The sequence below is a fragment of the Klebsiella sp. HMSC25G12 genome (genome assembly GCF_001807705.1).
GTDB lineage: Bacteria > Pseudomonadota > Gammaproteobacteria > Enterobacterales > Enterobacteriaceae > Klebsiella > Klebsiella variicola.
Window position 1 is genome coordinate 146,670 of record NZ_KV789910.1, and the last position, 16,008, is coordinate 162,677.

Below are 16,008 nucleotides of genomic sequence, written 5' to 3' on the forward strand. Positions count from 1 at the left end.
CCCTACCACTACGGCTCGGACCGTAGGTCAGGTAAGCGAAGCGCCGCCTGACAAATAAGTTTTCACCGCTGTAGAGGATGATCCCCATGGATGCCGTTAAAAAGAAACACTGGTGGCAAAGTCCGCAACTCACATGGTCTGTGATTGGCTTACTGTGCCTGCTGGTGGGTTACCTTGTTGTTTTGATGTACGCCCAGGGGGAGTACCTGTTCGCCATCATGACGCTGATTTTAAGCTCAGTTGGCCTGTATATTTTCGCTAATCGCAAGGCTTATGCCTGGCGCTATGTCTATCCCGGCCTCGCCGGCATGGGTCTGTTCGTCCTGTTTCCGCTGATCTGTACCATTGCCATCGCCTTCACTAACTACAGCAGCACCAACCAGCTGACCTTTGAACGTGCGCAGCAGGTGCTGATGGATCGCTCTTTCCAGGCTGGCAAAGCCTATAACTTCACGCTGATCCCGGCGGGGGACGAGTGGAAACTGGCCCTGACCGACGGCGAGAGCGGTAAAAACTACCTTTCCGACGCTTTTAAATTCGGCGGTGAGCAGAAGCTGGCGTTAAAAGAAACAGATGCCCTGCCGGAAGGCGAGCGCGTAAGCCTGCGCGTCATTACCCAGAATCGCACCGCGCTGAACCAACTGACCGCGGTGCTGCCGGATGACAGCAAAGTGATCATGAGCTCGCTGCGTCAGTTCTCTGGCACTCAACCGCTGTATACGCTTAGCGAAGATGGGGTGCTGACCAACAATCAGACCCACGTTAAATACCGCCCGAACAATGACGTAGGCTTCTACCAGGCGATTAACGCCGACGGCAGCTGGGGCACTGAAAAGCTGAGCCCGGGCTACACCGTGACGATCGGCTGGGATAACTTCACCCGCGTCTTCCAGGACGAAGGTATCCAGAAACCGTTCTTCGCTATTTTCGTCTGGACCGTGGTGTTCTCGGTGCTGACGGTGATTTTGACCGTGGCCGTGGGAATGGTGCTGGCTTGTCTGGTGCAGTGGGAAGCACTGAAAGGCAAAGCAATTTACCGCGTCCTGTTGATTCTGCCGTATGCCGTACCGTCGTTTATTTCGATTCTGATTTTCAAAGGGCTGTTCAACCAGAGCTTTGGTGAAATCAATATGATGCTCAGCGCGCTGTTCGGCATTAAGCCGGCCTGGTTTAGCGACCCGACCACCGCGCGCACCATGATCATCATCGTCAATACCTGGCTGGGCTATCCGTACATGATGATCCTGTGCATGGGGTTGCTGAAGGCGATTCCGGACGATCTGTACGAAGCGTCGGCGATGGATGGCGCCGGTCCGTTCCAGAACTTCTTTAAAATTACGCTGCCGCTGCTGATCAAACCGCTGACACCGCTGATGATCGCCAGCTTCGCCTTTAACTTTAACAACTTCGTGCTGATTCAGCTGTTGACCAACGGTGGTCCGGACCGTCTCGGCACCACCACCCCGGCCGGTTATACCGACCTGCTGGTGAGCTACACCTATCGCATCGCCTTTGAAGGCGGCGGCGGTCAGGACTTCGGCCTGGCGGCGGCTATCGCAACGCTTATCTTCCTGCTGGTTGGCGCGTTAGCGATTGTGAATCTGAAAGCCACACGCATGAAGTTTGATTAAGGGAGATAACGATAATGGCTATGGTCCAACCCAAATCTCAAAAGCTGCGTCTCTTTACTACGCATCTCCTGCTACTGATTTTTATCGCGGCGATTATGTTTCCGCTGCTGATGGTTATCGCCATCTCGCTGCGCGAGGGTAACTTCGCCACCGGCAGCCTGATCCCGGATACCATCTCCTGGGAACACTGGCGTCTGGCGTTAGGCTTCAGCGTCGAACACGCCGATGGCCGCGTCACGCCGCCGCCGTTCCCGGTGCTGCTGTGGCTGTGGAACTCGATTAAGGTCGCCGGCATTACCGCGATCGGTATCGTCGCCCTCTCCACCACCTGCGCCTACGCTTTTGCCCGTATGCGCTTCCCGGGGAAAGCGACGCTGCTGAAAGGGATGCTGATTTTCCAGATGTTCCCGGCGGTGCTGTCGCTGGTGGCTCTGTATGCGTTGTTTGACCGCCTGGGCCAGTACATCCCGTTCGTCGGCCTCAACACCCACGGCGGCGTGATCTTCGCTTATATGGGCGGTATCGCGCTGCACGTCTGGACGATTAAAGGCTACTTCGAAACCATCGATGGTTCGCTGGAAGAAGCGGCGGCGCTGGATGGCGCGACCCCATGGCAGGCCTTCCGCCTCGTGCTGCTGCCGCTGTCGGTGCCGATTCTGGCGGTGGTGTTTATTCTGTCGTTCATCGCAGCCATCACCGAAGTGCCCGTCGCCTCGCTGCTGCTGCGCGATGTGAACAGCTATACCCTGGCGGTAGGTATGCAACAGTATCTCAACCCGCAGAACTATCTGTGGGGCGACTTCGCCGCTGCGGCGGTGCTCTCCGCCATCCCGATCACGGTCGTCTTCCTGCTGGCGCAGCGCTGGCTGGTTAACGGCCTGACGGCGGGTGGGGTGAAAGGTTAAGTTTTTTTTGTAACACCGGCCCCAAATTTCAGATGAGGGCCGACGGTCTAGCCGCAATACACGACCCCAACCGGGTATTGTCGCCGTCGCCCTCAGCTGAAAAAGTAAGGCCAATGCCACTGCTATCCTCAACTGGACCCTACATAAATTTTATTTGTGACTGTTGGTCAGCGGCCCTGGAGGCCGCTTTTTTTTATTCGCGTTTCAGGCGATTGGAGTTACACAGCCAGAGCGTAATCACCAGGATCAGGATCGCAGCAGAGTAAATTAGCACCGCCATCGGCGACTCATGGTCGATGATAATCAGGCGCACAATCGCGGTGATGCCGATATAGACGAAATAGCGCAGCGGGAAGTGGAACCCCGACTGAAAATACTTGACGATCAGCGCGATAAACTCGAAGTAGAGGAAGTAGACCACCAGACCTTCCACCAGCCGGTACTTACTGGTCGGCTCCGGGGTAAAGAGGACATCGGCCAGATGCAGCGTCTCTTTCCCGAGGAAGACGATCAAAATAATCCCCAGGCACAGCAGCCCAAGATTCAAAACCGTTTGCATCGCGGTGGCGATAAAATTCACCAGCGGACGATAAACCGACGACATAAATACCCCTCATCATTATGCTTCTTTGAGACCTGTATAACGCAAAAATGTGATCCAGATCGACATTATTCGCTAACTTTTTGCCACCACCGGCGAAGATGTAACAATCACAGCCCAGACGGACGGGTTAAAAAGGAAACAACCATGCTGAAGATTCGTACCGCACGCGCAGAGGATGCGGCTTTACTCAATGAAATGGGCAATGCCAGCTATCGCCATCACTTTGCTCACCTCTGGCATAACGCCGACGAGCTGGCGTGCTACCTGCAACAAGAGTATTCCCTGGCCTCGCTGCAACGCAGCCTGACCGATTCCCAGTGCTGTTGGTTGATTGCTGAAGCCCCCCACCCTGTCGGCTTTGCGAAATACGCCTGTCGTCAGGCGATAAGTCCTGAAGGTCCGTCCGGTACGCTGTTGCATAAGCTCTATCTGCTGCCTGACACAACGGGCCGACGCTACGGCGAGCAGATATTTCGCGCCGTCGAGGCGAGAGCAAAAGCGGCCGGTGAACGCTGGCTGTGGCTGGAAGTGCTCGCCGATAACCCCGCTGCGCGCCGCTTTTACGAACGTCAGGGGATGCAGCACGTGAAAGATGTCGCATTTCATTCCGCCAGCCAGCAAAGCACCTTACATATTCTGGCCAAACCGATCTGAGAGGCACTATGCATACCCTTCGGGAAACGGCGATCCGCAACGTCACCAGCGGTGAGAACGTGGTGATCTACCAGCCCGCCAACCTGTACGACTGTGTCCTTGGCGATAACGTCTTCGTCGGGCCGTTCGTTGAGATCCAGGGCAATACCCGCATTGGCGCGAACAGTAAAATTCAGTCCCATACTTTTATCTGCGAGTACGTCACCATTGGCCAGCGCTGCTTTATCGGTCACGGCGTGATGTTTGCCAACGACCTGTTTCGCGACGGCAAACCGAATGCCGACCGCGCCAGCTGGGGGCGAATTGAGATTGGCGATGACGTGTCGATCGGCAGCGGCGCCACGATTCTGGCCGTCAGCATCTGCGATGGGGTGGTGATAGGCGCGGGCAGCGTGGTGACGAAGTCCATTACCGAGAAAGGGGTGTGGGCGGGGAATCCGGCGAGGCTGCTGCGGCGGCTGTAAAAAAAATGCCGACCTAAGGGTCGGCATTGCGTCTTAGCTGCGCAAGATTATGCGCGCCAGGCTTTATAACGGTTAATCAGGCCGTTAGTCGAGCTGTCGTGGCTGCTAACTTCGCTGCCGTCTTTCAGCTCCGGCAGGATGCGGTTAGCCAGCTGTTTGCCCAGTTCAACGCCCCACTGGTCGAAGGTGAAGATGTTGAGGATCGCGCCCTGGGTGAAGATTTTGTGCTCGTACAGGGCAATCAGCGCCCCCAGGCTGAACGGGGTGATTTCACGCAGCAGGATGGAGTTCGTCGGACGGTTGCCTTCAAACACTTTGAACGGCACCACGTGCTCCAGGGTCGCCGGATCTTTACCCTGATCGCGATATTCCTGCTCGACCACTTCACGGGATTTACCGAAAGCCAGGGCCTCGGTCTGAGCGAAGAAGTTGGACAGCAGCTTCGGATGATGGTCGGACAGCGGGTTGTGGGTGATAGCTGGGGCGATGAAATCGCACGGTACCATTTTGGTGCCCTGGTGGATCAGCTGGTAGAACGCGTGCTGACCGTTGGTGCCCGGCTCACCCCAGATGATCGGGCCAGTCTGGTAGTCTACCGCGTGGCCGTTACGGTCAACATACTTACCGTTGGACTCCATGTTGCCCTGCTGGAAGTAGGCGGCAAAACGGTGCATGTACTGGTCGTACGGCAGAATCGCTTCGGTTTCTGCTCCGAAGAAGTTGTTGTACCAGATACCGATCAGCGCCAGCAGCACCGGCAGGTTTTTCTCCGCCGGGGTGGTGGAGAAGTGTTTATCCATCGCATGCGCGCCGGACAGCAGCTCAACGAAGTTGTCGAAGCCCACGGAGAGAATGATGGACAGGCCAATCGCCGACCACAGGGAGTAGCGGCCGCCAACCCAGTCCCAGAATTCGAACATGTTGGCGGTGTCGATGCCGAACTCGCCAACTGCTTTCGCGTTGGTAGAGAGCGCGGCGAAGTGTTTAGCCACGTGCTTGTCGTCGCCCGCGGTCGCCAGGAACCAGTCGCGCGCGCTGTGGGCGTTGGTCATGGTCTCCTGGGTGGTGAAGGTCTTGGACGCCACCAGGAACAGGGTCGTTTCCGGATCCACGTTCTTCAGCACTTCAGCGATGTGGGTGCCATCGACGTTGGAGACAAAGTGCATGTTGAGGTGGTTTTTGTACGGACGCAGCGCTTCGGTGACCATGAACGGACCGAGGTCGGAACCGCCGATACCAATGTTAACCACGTCGGTGATCGGTTTGCCGGTATAGCCTTTCCAGCTACCGGAGATAATCGCTTCTGAGAAGGTTTTCATCTTCTCCAGCACAGCGTTCACTTCCGGCATCACATCTTTGCCATCAACCACAATCGGCGTATTGCTGCGGTTGCGCAGCGCGACGTGCAGTACCGCACGGTCTTCGGTACGGTTGATCTTTTCGCCGGAGAACATCGATTTAATGGCGCCTGCCAGATCGGTCTCTTTCGCCAGATCCTGCAGTTTAGCCAGCGTCTCTTCGGTGATGCGGTTTTTGGAGAAGTCCACCAGCATCAGATCGTCGAACGTCGCGGAAAACTTAGAAAAACGGTCGCTATCTTTGGCGAACAGCTCGCTGATAGTGACATCTTTCATTTCGTCGAAGTGTTTCTGTAATGCCTGCCAGGCAGAGGTCTGCGTTGGGTTGATGTTTTTCATTAGCAATACTCTTCTGATTTGAGATTGTGACTTCGGTCGATTGTAGCGCCGGTGACGGAAAATTGTGATGATTTTTGTGACTTGTCCCTGACGCCGGTCAGGAATCGGGTCAAAACGGAGTAAAAAGCCCCATTAGTATAGCTATCATAAGGCTTTTTTCTGTTAGCCGCAGGGGCATGAAAAATCCGCATAACCGCAGCGTTGACATAGCTGGTGTTAAGCCTTTATATATCCGCAGTGCTTACGTATTGGTAGGTATCTATTGCTCGCGCATTTCACGCTACAGCGAAAGGGTATTCGCGGGGGATATAATGTCCCTGTTCCCCCGGCCAGGTGAAAGACGTCGGTAATTGCCAGAAGAGGTGCGTTGCCCAGGTAACCGTATTGGAGGAACCAGTCCGGGGAAAATACGTGAGGGGGAGCAACGCCGAGGTGAAAGAGCGTCTGGTCACGCTCCTCACCGGCCACAGGGGCTGAATCCCCTGGGTTGTCACCAGAAACGTTCGCAGTCGGGCGTTTCATACCCGAACACCTCAGCGCCCAGAGCGGTGAGTCGGGTCTACAAGGTGGAGCACTTCTGGGTGACATCGTAGTTGTTTATCACTCTGCGCCACCCTGTTTATCGCTCTTCCCTTGTGCCATGGCTGAATAATTTGGCCTGGCTTATTAAGACATTTTGTTGCGATCCGGCGGCGTCCAGTCCCTGCCACGATCGGTGTTCAGGAATCGTTTTAATAAGTCAGGCCCCCTGACACGAGGTTGTTATGACAGATCTAGTCGTCGCCAAATTTGGCGGCACCAGCGTTGCCGATTTTGACGCTATGAACCGCAGCATCGATGTGGCGCTGCTCGATGCCAATACCCGTATTGTTGTGCTCTCCGCCTCCGCCGGCGTGACCAACATTCTGGTGGCCTTAGCGGGAGGGCTGGAACCCACCGAACGTTTTTCCCAGCTGGATGCTCTGCGCCAGATCCAGTTCAATATTCTGGAGCGTTTGCGCTATCCCAACGTGATCCGCGAAGAGATTGAGCGCCTGCTGGAAAATATCACGACGCTGGCGGAAGCCGCCGCGCTCGCCTCCTCGACCGCCCTGACCGACGAACTGGTCAGCCATGGCGAACTGATGTCCACCCTGCTGTTTGTAGAAATTCTGCGTGAACGCGGTATTCAGGCGCAGTGGTTTGACGCCCGTAAAGTGCTGCGCACTAACGATCGCTTTGGCCGCGCCGAACCGGACATCGCCGCCGTCGCCGAACTGACCCAGCAGCAGCTGGCGCCGCGCCTGGCGGAAGGCCTGGTGGTGACGCAGGGCTTTATCGGCAGCGAAGCGAAAGGCCGCACCACCACCCTCGGCCGCGGCGGTAGCGATTATACCGCCGCTCTGCTCGGCGAAGCGCTGAATGCCACCCGCGTCGATATCTGGACCGATGTGCCCGGGATCTATACGACCGATCCGCGCGTGGCGCCAGCGGCGAAACGCATCGACGTCATCGCCTTTGAAGAGGCAGCGGAAATGGCCACCTTTGGCGCCAAAGTGCTGCACCCGGCGACCCTGCTGCCCGCTGTGCGCAGCGATATCCCGGTGTTTGTCGGCTCCAGTAAAGAGCCTAAAGCGGGCGGTACGCTGGTGTGTAAAACCACCGAGAACCCGCCGCTGTTCCGCGCGCTGGCGCTGCGTCGCCGCCAGACGCTGCTGACGCTGCACAGCCTGAATATGCTGCACTCCCGCGGCTTCCTCGCCGAGGTATTCGGCATTCTGGCGCGCCATAACATCTCCGTCGATTTGATCACCACCTCCGAAGTGAGCGTGGCCCTGACCATGGATACCACCGGCTCAACCTCTGCAGGCGATACCCTGCTGACCCAGGCGCTGCTGACTGAACTCTCCTCGCTGTGCCGCGTGGAAGTGGAGGAAGACCTGGCGCTGGTGGCCCTGATTGGCAATGAGCTGTCGAAAGCCTGCGGCGTCGGCAAAGAGGTCTTTGGCGTCCTCGAGCCGTTTAATATCCGCATGATCTGCTATGGCGCCTCCAGCCATAACCTCTGCTTCCTGGTGCCTGGCGCCGATGCGGAGAAGGTGGTGCAGAAGCTGCATCACAATTTGTTTGAATAAAATTTCTTAGCACGATAAACAATACCTATAGCCGGGCTCGAACCCGGCTTTTTTATAACAACATCAACACAACCAGCGGACCTGCTCGCCGTCCCATCGGGATGGCGCGGCCCGGTTCGCGTATCGCAAGGAACACAACATGCTCGCAACTCTGACGCGGCTGTTCCCGTTATGGGCACTGCTGCTCTCCGTTCTGGCCTATTACACTCCCACCACCTTCACCCCAATTGGCCCATGGGTCACCACCCTGCTGATGCTGATCATGTTCGGTATGGGTGTGCATCTGAAGCTGGAGGATTTCAAACGCGTCCTGTCGCGCCCGGCGCCGGTCGCTGCAGGGATCTTTCTCCATTATCTGGTGATGCCGCTCGCCGCCTGGCTGCTGGCGCTGCTGTTTCATATGCCGCCGGAGCTTTCCGCCGGGATGGTGCTGGTCGGCAGCGTCGCCAGCGGGACCGCCTCCAACGTGATGATCTTTCTTGCCAAAGGGGATGTGGCGCTGTCGGTGACCATCTCCTCGGTCTCCACCCTCGTCGGCGTCGTGGCGACACCGCTGCTCACCCGTCTGTACGTCGACGCGCATATTCAGGTCGACGTCATGGGCATGTTGCTCAGCATTCTGCAGATTGTGGTCATCCCCATCGCGCTGGGACTGATTGTCCATCATCTGCTGCCGAAGGTGGTGAAAGCGGTAGAGCCGTTCCTGCCCGCTTTCTCGATGGTATGCATACTGGCGATCATCAGCGCGGTGGTGGCGGGTTCCGCCGCCCATATCGCCTCCGTCGGCCTGGTGGTGATTATCGCGGTGATCCTGCATAACACCATTGGCCTGCTTGGCGGCTACTGGGGCGGACGTCTGTTTGGTTTTGATGAATCCACCTGCCGTACGCTGGCGATCGAGGTGGGGATGCAGAACTCTGGCCTGGCGGCCGCGCTGGGTAAAATTTACTTCGGCCCGCTGGCGGCGCTGCCAGGCGCGCTGTTCTCCGTCTGGCATAACCTGTCCGGTTCGCTGCTGGCCGGGTACTGGTCAGGAAAGCCTATCACCAAAAAAGCCGACAAGCGCTGAGCGTGATACGTCCGGGCGCAGGCCCGGGCGTGTGCGTTATCCAATCTGCAAACGTACTGGTTTACCTAACTTCATTAACATCATGACTAACGCATCCAGGGTAAACTTACTGGTTTTCTGATTGACCACATCTGAAATACGCGGGCGCGAAATGCTCAACTTCGCGGCAGCATCGGCCTGCTTCAATTGATGTTCATCTATCCACTCAGCGATTTCCTGCATTAACTGTCGTTTAAGCGCCATCAACTGCTCAACTTCTTTTTCCGCTTGTCCCCGAAGCTGCTCTGCGTCAGCATCATCAAAGCCCAGTTCACTGAATATATTGCTCTCTTCAGAGGTCACATGACGAATACCATCCACCCTCTTACGATTCATTTATGACTCCTGTGTTCCTGCTGTATAACCTGCAAACGGTTTCTGACAATCTGTTTTTCGTGTTCGGCGGTACGTCGCGTCTTTTTGTTAAAACAGTGCAGGACATATATCGCCTCTGCAAAACGGGCCAGATAAATTACCCGATATGCACCGGAAAAGTGGCGCAGGCGGATTTCCTCAACGCCCCGCCCCAGTTGAGGCATCGCTTTCCAGTCCGCAGCCTCTAAACCCGACTGTAAACGATAAAGCTGGAATCCGGCATCTCTGCGGACGTCCTCAGGAAACTGGCGCAGATCGTCAAAGGAAGAGCCCATCCAGACGATACGCCTTAATTTCTGTTGCTGATTGAGCATACCACATCCTTGTATAAAATTTTATACATCTCCCGCCCAAAATTTGTCGTCGTTGGCCAGTAGGCGTGCCGTTACCCTAAGCCAGACCTGCGCACTGGTCACGAACGAGGGAAATATTCTGCGAGGCGCTTTCCGGATGCGTTCTATTTTGCGCTGATTGCCGTACACTGGGTGCTCTGGTCTGACTGAGGGCACCACCATGGCACTCCCCCGTATTACACAAAAAGAGATGACCGAGCGCGAACAGCGCGAATTGAAAACGCTGCTTGACCGCGCGCGTATTGCGCATGGCCGCCCGCTGAGCAATGCGGAAACGAACAGCGTGAAAAAGGAATATATCGATAAGCTGATGGCGCAGCGTGAAGCGGAAGCGAAGAAAGCCCGCCAGGTGAAAAAACAGCAGGCTTATAAAACGGATAAGGAAGCGACCTTTTCCTGGTCGGCGAATACGCCGACCCGCGGCAGGCGTTAACGCCCTTTCTTTTTACGTCCCGGCTGGGTGAAACGTTTCCCGTTAGCAGCCGGGCGGCCCTTATCGTTGCTATTTTCCATCTTCACCACCGGGCGCTTGATGCCGGGAGTCGCCGCTTTGGCCTTCGGCCTGGCTTTCGGCTTCGCTTCGGAAGAGGAGTTTTCAATCAGCTTGAACAGGTCGATCAACTCGTCATCGGTTAGATCACGCCATTCCCCCAAGGGGATCCCCGTCAGGCTCACGTTCATAATCCGCGTACGCTCAAGCTTCGTCACTTCATAGCCAAAGTGCTCGCACATACGACGGATCTGGCGATTCAGCCCCTGCACCAGAGTGATGCGGAAAACGAACGGCGCCTCTTTCTTCACTTTACATTTTTTCGTCACCGTCCCGAGAATCGGCACCCCCGCGCCCATCCCGCGAATGAACTCATCGGTCACTGGCTTATCGACCGTCACCAGATACTCTTTTTCATGGTCGTTGCCGGCACGCAGGATCTTGTTCACCAGATCACCGTGGTTGGTGAGGAAGATTAGCCCCTGAGAATCTTTATCCAGACGGCCAATAGGGAAGATACGCTTGCTGTGGTTGACGAAGTCGACAATATTGTCGCGTTCGCCATCTTCGGTGGTGCTCACAATACCGACCGGCTTATTCAGCGCAATCAGCACCAGATCATCCGCTTCACGCGGCTCAATCAACCGTCCGTTCACTTTGACCAGGTCACCAGGCTTCACCTGATCGCCAATGGTGGCGCGCTTGCCATTAATAAAGACGTTGCCTTGTTCAATAAAGCGGTCCGCTTCGCGACGCGAGCAGATGCCGCTTTCGCTGATGTATTTATTTAATCGGGTTGATGAGTCGGGCAGCATAGATTCTCCTGTAAAAGCGAAATATACCCTACCTTGTGGGCGAGAAAAAAGATGTGCCTTTGCGCCCTCCGGCGCAAGGTGTGATCGACTACGCCTTTTTTCACAAAAGTGTCCCGCTCAACGCCTGGCAACTTTGCATGATGAAATATCACAGAATCAGCGATTTAGCGTGCAATGCACAAAGGTGCCAACAACCCGCTATTGATAACGCAAATGTGCAAGATTATTCGCCAGATTAGGGTGATGAAATAAAAGAAAATCGCTTTAAACGGTGGCTCTAATAGGGTTATATCAGATCAACAGCACAAACCCGCGATTTGCACAAATGTGCAGGAGCCTGCAGATGACCATGGAAAACAGCGATGATATCCGGTTGATTGTCAAAATCGCCCAGCTCTATTACGAGCAGGATATGACTCAGGCGCAAATTGCTCGCGAGCTGGGGATCTATCGCACCACCATCAGTCGCCTGCTGAAGCGCGGCCGCGAGCAGGGCATTGTTACCATCGCCATCAACTATGACTACAATGAAAACCTGTGGCTCGAGCAACAGCTCAAGCAAAAATTTGGCCTGAAAGAGGCGGTGGTTGCCAGCAGCGATGGGCTGCTGGAAGAAGAACAGCTGAGTGCGATGGGCCAGCATGGCGCCCTGCTTGTCGATCGGTTGCTGGAGCCAGGCGATATCATCGGTTTTTCATGGGGCCGCGCCGTGCGTTCGCTGGTGGAGAACCTGCCGCAGGCCAGCCAGTCACGCCAGGTGATCTGCGTCCCCATCATCGGCGGGCCTTCCGGTAAACTGGAGAGCCGCTACCATGTGAACACCTTAACCTACGGCGCGGCAGCCAGACTGAAAGCGGAATCCCACCTTGCCGATTTTCCAGCCCTGCTGGATAACCCGCTGATCCGCAACGGCATCATGCAGTCCCAGCACTTTAAAACCATCTCATCCTACTGGGACAGCCTGGATGTGGCGCTGGTGGGTATTGGTTCACCGGCCATTCGCGACGGCGCAAACTGGCACGCCTTCTACGGCAGCGAAGAGAGCGACGATCTCAACGCCCGCCACGTCGCCGGGGATATCTGTTCGCGTTTCTACGATATTAACGGCGGGTTAGTCGATACCAATATGAGCGAAAAAACCCTGTCGATCGAAATGGCGAAGCTGCGCCAGGCTCGCTATTCCATCGGCATCGCCATGGGGGAAGAGAAATACTCTGGCATTCTTGGCGCATTGCACGGACGCTATATTAATTGTCTGGTGACAAACAGAGAAACGGCTGAGTTATTACTGAAATAACACACAGGATATGATTTCACGCAGCACCCGCTGCGGGGGATCCCTTTATCTAAAGAAATGGGAGTGAATAATGAATACCTGGTTAAATTTAAAAGATAACGTCATTATCGTGACCGGCGGCGCCTCGGGAATTGGGCTGGCCATTGTCGATGAATTATTATCACAAGGTGCTCATGTCCAGATGATTGATATTCATGGCGGCGATCGTCATCACAATGGCGATAATTATCACTTCTGGCCGACGGATATTTCCAGCGCGACAGAGGTGCAACAGACTATCGATGCCATTATTCAGCGCTGGTCGCGTATTGATGGTTTGGTCAATAACGCTGGCGTGAATTTCCCGCGTTTATTAGTCGACGAAAAAGCACCGGCCGGCCGCTATGAATTAAACGAAGCCGCTTTTGAAAAAATGGTCAATATCAACCAGAAAGGGGTGTTTTTCATGTCGCAGGCGGTGGCGCGTCAAATGGTCAAACAGCGCGCCGGTGTGATTGTCAATGTCTCTTCGGAGAGCGGCCTGGAAGGCTCTGAAGGTCAAAGCTGCTACGCCGCGACCAAGGCCGCGCTCAACAGCTTTACCCGCTCCTGGTCCAAAGAATTGGGTAAATATGGGATCCGCGTGGTCGGCGTTGCGCCGGGGATCCTCGAAAAAACCGGTCTGCGGACACCGGAATATGAAGAGGCGCTGGCCTGGACGCGCAATATCACCGTCGAGCAACTTCGCGAGGGATATACCAAAAACGCCATTCCCATCGGGCGGGCAGGAAAGCTCTCGGAAGTGGCTGATTTTGTTTGCTATCTCTTGTCAGCGCGCGCCAGCTACATCACCGGAGTCACCACTAACATTGCCGGCGGAAAAACGCGCGGTTAAGGAGGCAGTATGGTTCACGCTATCTTCTGCGCCCACGGCCAGCTGGCCGGGGCCATGCTTGATTCGGTATGCATGGTCTACGGCGAGGTTAACGTCAGCGCCGTCGCGTTTGTCCCCGGCGAAAACGCGGCGGATATCGCCATTAACCTGGAAAAGTTAGTAAGCGCCCACACCGATGAGGAGTGGGTAATCGCGGTAGATTTGCAGTGCGGAAGCCCATGGAATGCCGCAGCTGGGCTGGCAATGCGTCACCCGCAGATCCGGGTGATTAGCGGCCTGTCGCTGCCGCTGGCGCTTGAGCTGGTGGATAACCAGCATACCCTGAGCGCCGATGACTTATGCCAGCATCTGCAGGCCATCGCCAGTCAGTGCTGTGTGGTCTGGCAGCAGCCAGAAACCGTTGAGGAGGAGTTCTGATGCAAATTACCCTCGCCCGTATTGATGACCGACTGATTCATGGCCAGGTCACCACCGTGTGGTCAAAAGTCGCCAACGCCCAGCGGATAATTATCTGCAATGACGATGTATTTAACGATGAGGTTCGCCGGACCCTGTTGCGCCAGGCGGCTCCGCCAGGCATGAAGGTAAACGTTGTCAGTCTGGAAAAAGCGGTTGCGGTCTATCATAACCCGCAATATCAGGACGAGACCGTCTTTTATTTATTTACCAATCCACACGATGTTTTAACGATGGTGCGCCAGGGCGTGCAGATCGCCACGTTAAATATTGGTGGCATGGCCTGGCGACCCGGTAAAAAACAGCTAACCAAAGCCGTTTCTTTGGATCCGCAGGATATTCAGGCATTCCGTGAACTCGATAAACTGGGCGTAAAACTCGATTTACGCGTGGTCGCATCAGATCCGTCAGTCAATATTCTCGACAAAATTAACGAAACAGCTTTCTGCGAATAAAAAATAGCGCCTGTTGTGATATGCCGTAGCAGGCAGGATGACTCACACCTTAAAGGTCATAAATTATGGAAATTAGTACCCTACAGATAATAGCCATATTTATTTTTTCCTGTATTGCCGGAATGGGCAGCGTGCTGGATGAATTTCAGACCCATCGGCCCCTTATCGCCTGTACCGTGATTGGCCTCATCCTGGGTGATTTAAAAACCGGGGTTATGCTCGGCGGTACGCTGGAGCTGATCGCCCTCGGCTGGATGAACGTGGGGGCAGCACAGTCACCAGATTCGGCGCTGGCCAGCATTATCTCCGCCATTCTGGTGATTGTGGGCCACCAGAGCATTGCCACCGGCATTGCCATTGCTCTGCCGGTGGCCGCCGCCGGGCAGGTGCTGACCGTTTTCGCCCGAACCATTACCGTGGTGTTCCAGCACGCCGCGGACAAAGCGGCCGAGGAGGCGCGCTTTCGCACCATCGACCTGCTGCATGTCTCCGCGCTGGGGGTGCAGGCACTGCGCGTGGCAATCCCGGCGCTGGTGGTCTCGCTGTTCGTTAGCGCGGATATGGTCAGCAGTATGCTCAGCGCGATCCCGGAATTCGTCACCCGCGGCCTGCAGATTGCCGGTGGTTTCATTGTCGTCGTGGGCTACGCGATGGTGCTGCGAATGATGGGCGTGAAGTACCTGATGCCCTTCTTTTTCCTCGGTTTTCTCGCCGGGGGTTATCTCGACTTCAGCCTGCTGGCCTTCGGCGGCGTGGGCGTCATCATCGCGCTGATCTACATCCAGCTCAATCCGCAGTGGCGTAAGGCTGAACCCGCCGCCTCCACCGCCCCCTCTGCACCCGCCCTTGACCAGCTTGACGACTAACGGAGCCGAAAATGGAACAGAAAAAAATCACGCAAGGCGACCTGGTGAGCATGTTTCTTCGCTCCAACCTCCAGCAGGCCTCCTTTAACTTCGAACGTATTCATGGCCTGGGATTTTGCTACGACATGATCCCGGCGATCAAACGCCTGTATCCGCTCAAAGCCGATCAGGTCGCGGCGCTGAAGCGTCATCTGGTGTTCTTTAATACCACGCCGGCGGTGTGTGGCCCGGTGATCGGCGTCACCGCCGCCATGGAGGAGGCCCGGGCTAACGGCGCGGCCATTGACGATGGCGCTATCAACGGCATCAAAGTGGGTCTGATGGGCCCGCTGGCCGGCGTCGGCGACCCGCTGGTCTGGGGCACGCTGCGGCCAATTACCGCGGCCCTTGGCGCCTCGCTGGCCCTCTCCGGCAACATTCTGGGACCTTTGTTATTTTTCTTTATTTTCAATGCGGTGCGGCTGGCAATGAAGTGGTACGGCCTGCAACTGGGCTTCCGTAAAGGGGTCAATATCGTCAGCGATATGGGCGGTAACCTGCTGCAGAAGCTGACCGAAGGCGCCTCCATTCTCGGCCTGTTTGTCATGGGGGTGCTGGTGACCAAATGGACCACCATCAATGTGCCGCTGGTGGTGTCCCAAACGCCCGGTGCAGACGGCGCCACCGTCACGATGACCGTCCAGAACATCCTCGATCAGCTCTGCCCCGGCCTGCTGGCGCTGGGCCTGACGCTACTGATGGTGCGTCTGCTGAACAAGAAAGTGAATCCGGTCTGGCTGATTTTCGCCCTTTTCGGCTTAGGCATTATCGGCAACGCCCTCGGCTTTCTGTCCTGATTATTCCGCCCCGG

At 55.9% G+C, this 16,008-nt stretch carries 18 protein-coding genes and 1 riboswitch; of the genes, 13 read left to right on the plus strand and 5 right to left on the minus strand.

All coding sequences use genetic code 11. From position 1 onward, the window contains the following. Window positions 1–86 precede the first annotated feature (86 nt). The gene (gene malF / locus HMPREF3096_RS21570; RefSeq protein WP_008807314.1) at window positions 87–1,631 is read left to right on the plus strand and encodes a maltose ABC transporter permease MalF; all 1,545 of its coding nucleotides are present in this window, start codon (window positions 87–89) and stop codon (window positions 1,629–1,631) included. A gap of 14 nt (window positions 1,632–1,645) precedes the next feature. Then, window positions 1,646–2,536 (plus strand): maltose ABC transporter permease MalG, encoded by an 891-nt coding sequence (gene malG / locus HMPREF3096_RS21575; RefSeq protein WP_002884725.1) that lies wholly within the window; start codon window positions 1,646–1,648, stop codon window positions 2,534–2,536. A 193-nt stretch (window positions 2,537–2,729) separates the two neighbouring features. Here malG and psiE read toward each other — a convergent pair whose 3' ends face one another. Then, window positions 2,730–3,140 (minus strand): phosphate-starvation-inducible protein PsiE, encoded by a 411-nt coding sequence (gene psiE, locus HMPREF3096_RS21580; RefSeq protein WP_004206282.1) that lies wholly within the window; start codon window positions 3,138–3,140, stop codon window positions 2,730–2,732. A gap of 144 nt (window positions 3,141–3,284) precedes the next feature. Here psiE and HMPREF3096_RS21585 point away from each other — a divergent pair, with 144 nt between their 5' ends. Together HMPREF3096_RS21585 and HMPREF3096_RS21590 are read left to right on the plus strand one after the other, a co-directional pair. Then, window positions 3,285–3,794 (plus strand): GNAT family N-acetyltransferase, encoded by a 510-nt coding sequence (locus HMPREF3096_RS21585; RefSeq protein WP_008807315.1) that lies wholly within the window; start codon window positions 3,285–3,287, stop codon window positions 3,792–3,794. 8 nt (window positions 3,795–3,802) lie between these two features. Then, window positions 3,803–4,258 (plus strand): acyltransferase, encoded by a 456-nt coding sequence (locus HMPREF3096_RS21590; protein ID WP_032701144.1) that lies wholly within the window; start codon window positions 3,803–3,805, stop codon window positions 4,256–4,258. 47 nt (window positions 4,259–4,305) lie between these two features. Here HMPREF3096_RS21590 and pgi read toward each other — a convergent pair whose 3' ends face one another. Next, window positions 4,306–5,955, minus strand: coding sequence for a glucose-6-phosphate isomerase (gene pgi / locus HMPREF3096_RS21595; RefSeq protein ID WP_008807317.1), 1,650 nt, complete (start codon window positions 5,953–5,955; stop codon window positions 4,306–4,308). Window positions 5,956–6,304: 349 nt separating this feature from the next. Continuing rightward, a riboswitch (Lysine riboswitch) is annotated at window positions 6,305–6,540 on the plus strand. 179 nt (window positions 6,541–6,719) lie between these two features. Between pgi and lysC the strand changes: the two genes are divergently transcribed. Next, entirely contained in the window at window positions 6,720–8,069 is a 1,350-nt protein-coding gene (gene lysC, locus HMPREF3096_RS21600) for a lysine-sensitive aspartokinase 3 (RefSeq protein ID WP_008807318.1), read from the plus strand. Between the two features lie 139 nt (window positions 8,070–8,208). Further along, window positions 8,209–9,138: a ketopantoate/pantoate/pantothenate transporter PanS gene (gene panS / locus HMPREF3096_RS21605; protein ID WP_070544578.1), complete on the plus strand. Its 930-nt coding sequence runs from the start codon at window positions 8,209–8,211 to the stop codon at window positions 9,136–9,138. A gap of 36 nt (window positions 9,139–9,174) precedes the next feature. On the opposite strand, the gene HMPREF3096_RS21610 is transcribed toward panS, so the two are convergent. Both HMPREF3096_RS21610 and HMPREF3096_RS21615 read right to left on the minus strand, forming a co-directional pair. Next, a complete protein-coding gene (locus tag HMPREF3096_RS21610; RefSeq protein WP_008807319.1) occupies window positions 9,175–9,513 on the minus strand; it encodes a helix-turn-helix domain-containing protein in 339 nt (112 codons plus the stop codon). Next, window positions 9,510–9,866 carry a type II toxin-antitoxin system RelE/ParE family toxin gene (locus tag HMPREF3096_RS21615; protein WP_012969165.1) on the minus strand — a complete coding sequence of 119 codons (357 nt, stop codon included), beginning with the start codon at window positions 9,864–9,866 and terminating at the stop codon, window positions 9,510–9,512. Before HMPREF3096_RS21615 ends, HMPREF3096_RS21610 begins: the two co-directional genes overlap by 4 nt. Before the next feature lie 199 nt (window positions 9,867–10,065). Between HMPREF3096_RS21615 and HMPREF3096_RS21620 the strand changes: the two genes are divergently transcribed. Continuing rightward, on the plus strand, window positions 10,066–10,338 hold the full coding sequence (locus HMPREF3096_RS21620) for a YjbD family protein (protein WP_004177859.1): 273 nt from the start codon (window positions 10,066–10,068) through the stop codon (window positions 10,336–10,338). On the opposite strand, the gene rluF is transcribed toward HMPREF3096_RS21620, so the two are convergent. Next, window positions 10,335–11,210, minus strand: coding sequence for a 23S rRNA pseudouridine(2604) synthase RluF (rluF, locus tag HMPREF3096_RS21625; protein WP_008807321.1), 876 nt, complete (start codon window positions 11,208–11,210; stop codon window positions 10,335–10,337). The genes HMPREF3096_RS21620 and rluF overlap by 4 nt on opposite strands. 349 nt (window positions 11,211–11,559) lie before the next feature. Here rluF and HMPREF3096_RS21630 point away from each other — a divergent pair, with 349 nt between their 5' ends. The 6 genes from HMPREF3096_RS21630 (at window position 11,560) to HMPREF3096_RS21655 (ending at window position 15,994) form a co-directional block, all read left to right on the plus strand. Then, window positions 11,560–12,507 carry a sugar-binding transcriptional regulator gene (locus tag HMPREF3096_RS21630; RefSeq protein WP_002884616.1) on the plus strand — a complete coding sequence of 316 codons (948 nt, stop codon included), beginning with the start codon at window positions 11,560–11,562 and terminating at the stop codon, window positions 12,505–12,507. A gap of 70 nt (window positions 12,508–12,577) precedes the next feature. Beyond that, entirely contained in the window at window positions 12,578–13,381 is an 804-nt protein-coding gene (locus tag HMPREF3096_RS21635) for an SDR family oxidoreductase (protein ID WP_002884614.1), read from the plus strand. 9 nt (window positions 13,382–13,390) lie between these two features. Then, window positions 13,391–13,798 carry a PTS sugar transporter subunit IIA gene (locus tag HMPREF3096_RS21640; protein WP_002884611.1) on the plus strand — a complete coding sequence of 136 codons (408 nt, stop codon included), beginning with the start codon at window positions 13,391–13,393 and terminating at the stop codon, window positions 13,796–13,798. Further along, window positions 13,798–14,292 carry a mannose/fructose/sorbose PTS transporter subunit IIB gene (locus HMPREF3096_RS21645; RefSeq protein ID WP_004151751.1) on the plus strand — a complete coding sequence of 165 codons (495 nt, stop codon included), beginning with the start codon at window positions 13,798–13,800 and terminating at the stop codon, window positions 14,290–14,292. Before HMPREF3096_RS21640 ends, HMPREF3096_RS21645 begins: the two co-directional genes overlap by 1 nt. A gap of 65 nt (window positions 14,293–14,357) precedes the next feature. Next, window positions 14,358–15,158, plus strand: coding sequence for a PTS mannose/fructose/sorbose transporter subunit IIC (locus HMPREF3096_RS21650; protein WP_002884608.1), 801 nt, complete (start codon window positions 14,358–14,360; stop codon window positions 15,156–15,158). Window positions 15,159–15,169: 11 nt separating this feature from the next. Beyond that, the gene (locus tag HMPREF3096_RS21655; protein ID WP_002884590.1) at window positions 15,170–15,994 is read left to right on the plus strand and encodes a PTS system mannose/fructose/sorbose family transporter subunit IID; all 825 of its coding nucleotides are present in this window, start codon (window positions 15,170–15,172) and stop codon (window positions 15,992–15,994) included. Window positions 15,995–16,008 lie beyond the last annotated feature (14 nt).

Excerpts from the sequence above, each read along its gene's own strand:
- malF (WP_008807314.1), top strand. The coding sequence starts at position 87 with ATGGATGCCGTTAAAAAGAAACACTGGTGGCAAAGTCCGCAACTCACA.
- malG (WP_002884725.1), top strand. The coding sequence starts at position 1,646 with ATGGCTATGGTCCAACCCAAATCTCAAAAGCTGCGTCTCTTTACTACG.
- psiE (WP_004206282.1), bottom strand. The coding sequence starts at position 3,140 with ATGTCGTCGGTTTATCGTCCGCTGGTGAATTTTATCGCCACCGCGATG.
- HMPREF3096_RS21585 (WP_008807315.1), top strand. The coding sequence starts at position 3,285 with ATGCTGAAGATTCGTACCGCACGCGCAGAGGATGCGGCTTTACTCAAT.
- HMPREF3096_RS21590 (WP_032701144.1), top strand. The coding sequence starts at position 3,803 with ATGCATACCCTTCGGGAAACGGCGATCCGCAACGTCACCAGCGGTGAG.
- pgi (WP_008807317.1), bottom strand. The coding sequence starts at position 5,955 with ATGAAAAACATCAACCCAACGCAGACCTCTGCCTGGCAGGCATTACAG.
- lysC (WP_008807318.1), top strand. The coding sequence starts at position 6,720 with ATGACAGATCTAGTCGTCGCCAAATTTGGCGGCACCAGCGTTGCCGAT.
- panS (WP_070544578.1), top strand. The coding sequence starts at position 8,209 with ATGCTCGCAACTCTGACGCGGCTGTTCCCGTTATGGGCACTGCTGCTC.
- HMPREF3096_RS21610 (WP_008807319.1), bottom strand. The coding sequence starts at position 9,513 with ATGAATCGTAAGAGGGTGGATGGTATTCGTCATGTGACCTCTGAAGAG.
- HMPREF3096_RS21615 (WP_012969165.1), bottom strand. The coding sequence starts at position 9,866 with ATGCTCAATCAGCAACAGAAATTAAGGCGTATCGTCTGGATGGGCTCT.
- HMPREF3096_RS21620 (WP_004177859.1), top strand. The coding sequence starts at position 10,066 with ATGGCACTCCCCCGTATTACACAAAAAGAGATGACCGAGCGCGAACAG.
- rluF (WP_008807321.1), bottom strand. The coding sequence starts at position 11,210 with ATGCTGCCCGACTCATCAACCCGATTAAATAAATACATCAGCGAAAGC.
- HMPREF3096_RS21630 (WP_002884616.1), top strand. The coding sequence starts at position 11,560 with ATGGAAAACAGCGATGATATCCGGTTGATTGTCAAAATCGCCCAGCTC.
- HMPREF3096_RS21635 (WP_002884614.1), top strand. The coding sequence starts at position 12,578 with ATGAATACCTGGTTAAATTTAAAAGATAACGTCATTATCGTGACCGGC.
- HMPREF3096_RS21640 (WP_002884611.1), top strand. The coding sequence starts at position 13,391 with ATGGTTCACGCTATCTTCTGCGCCCACGGCCAGCTGGCCGGGGCCATG.
- HMPREF3096_RS21645 (WP_004151751.1), top strand. The coding sequence starts at position 13,798 with ATGCAAATTACCCTCGCCCGTATTGATGACCGACTGATTCATGGCCAG.
- HMPREF3096_RS21650 (WP_002884608.1), top strand. The coding sequence starts at position 14,358 with ATGGAAATTAGTACCCTACAGATAATAGCCATATTTATTTTTTCCTGT.
- HMPREF3096_RS21655 (WP_002884590.1), top strand. The coding sequence starts at position 15,170 with ATGGAACAGAAAAAAATCACGCAAGGCGACCTGGTGAGCATGTTTCTT.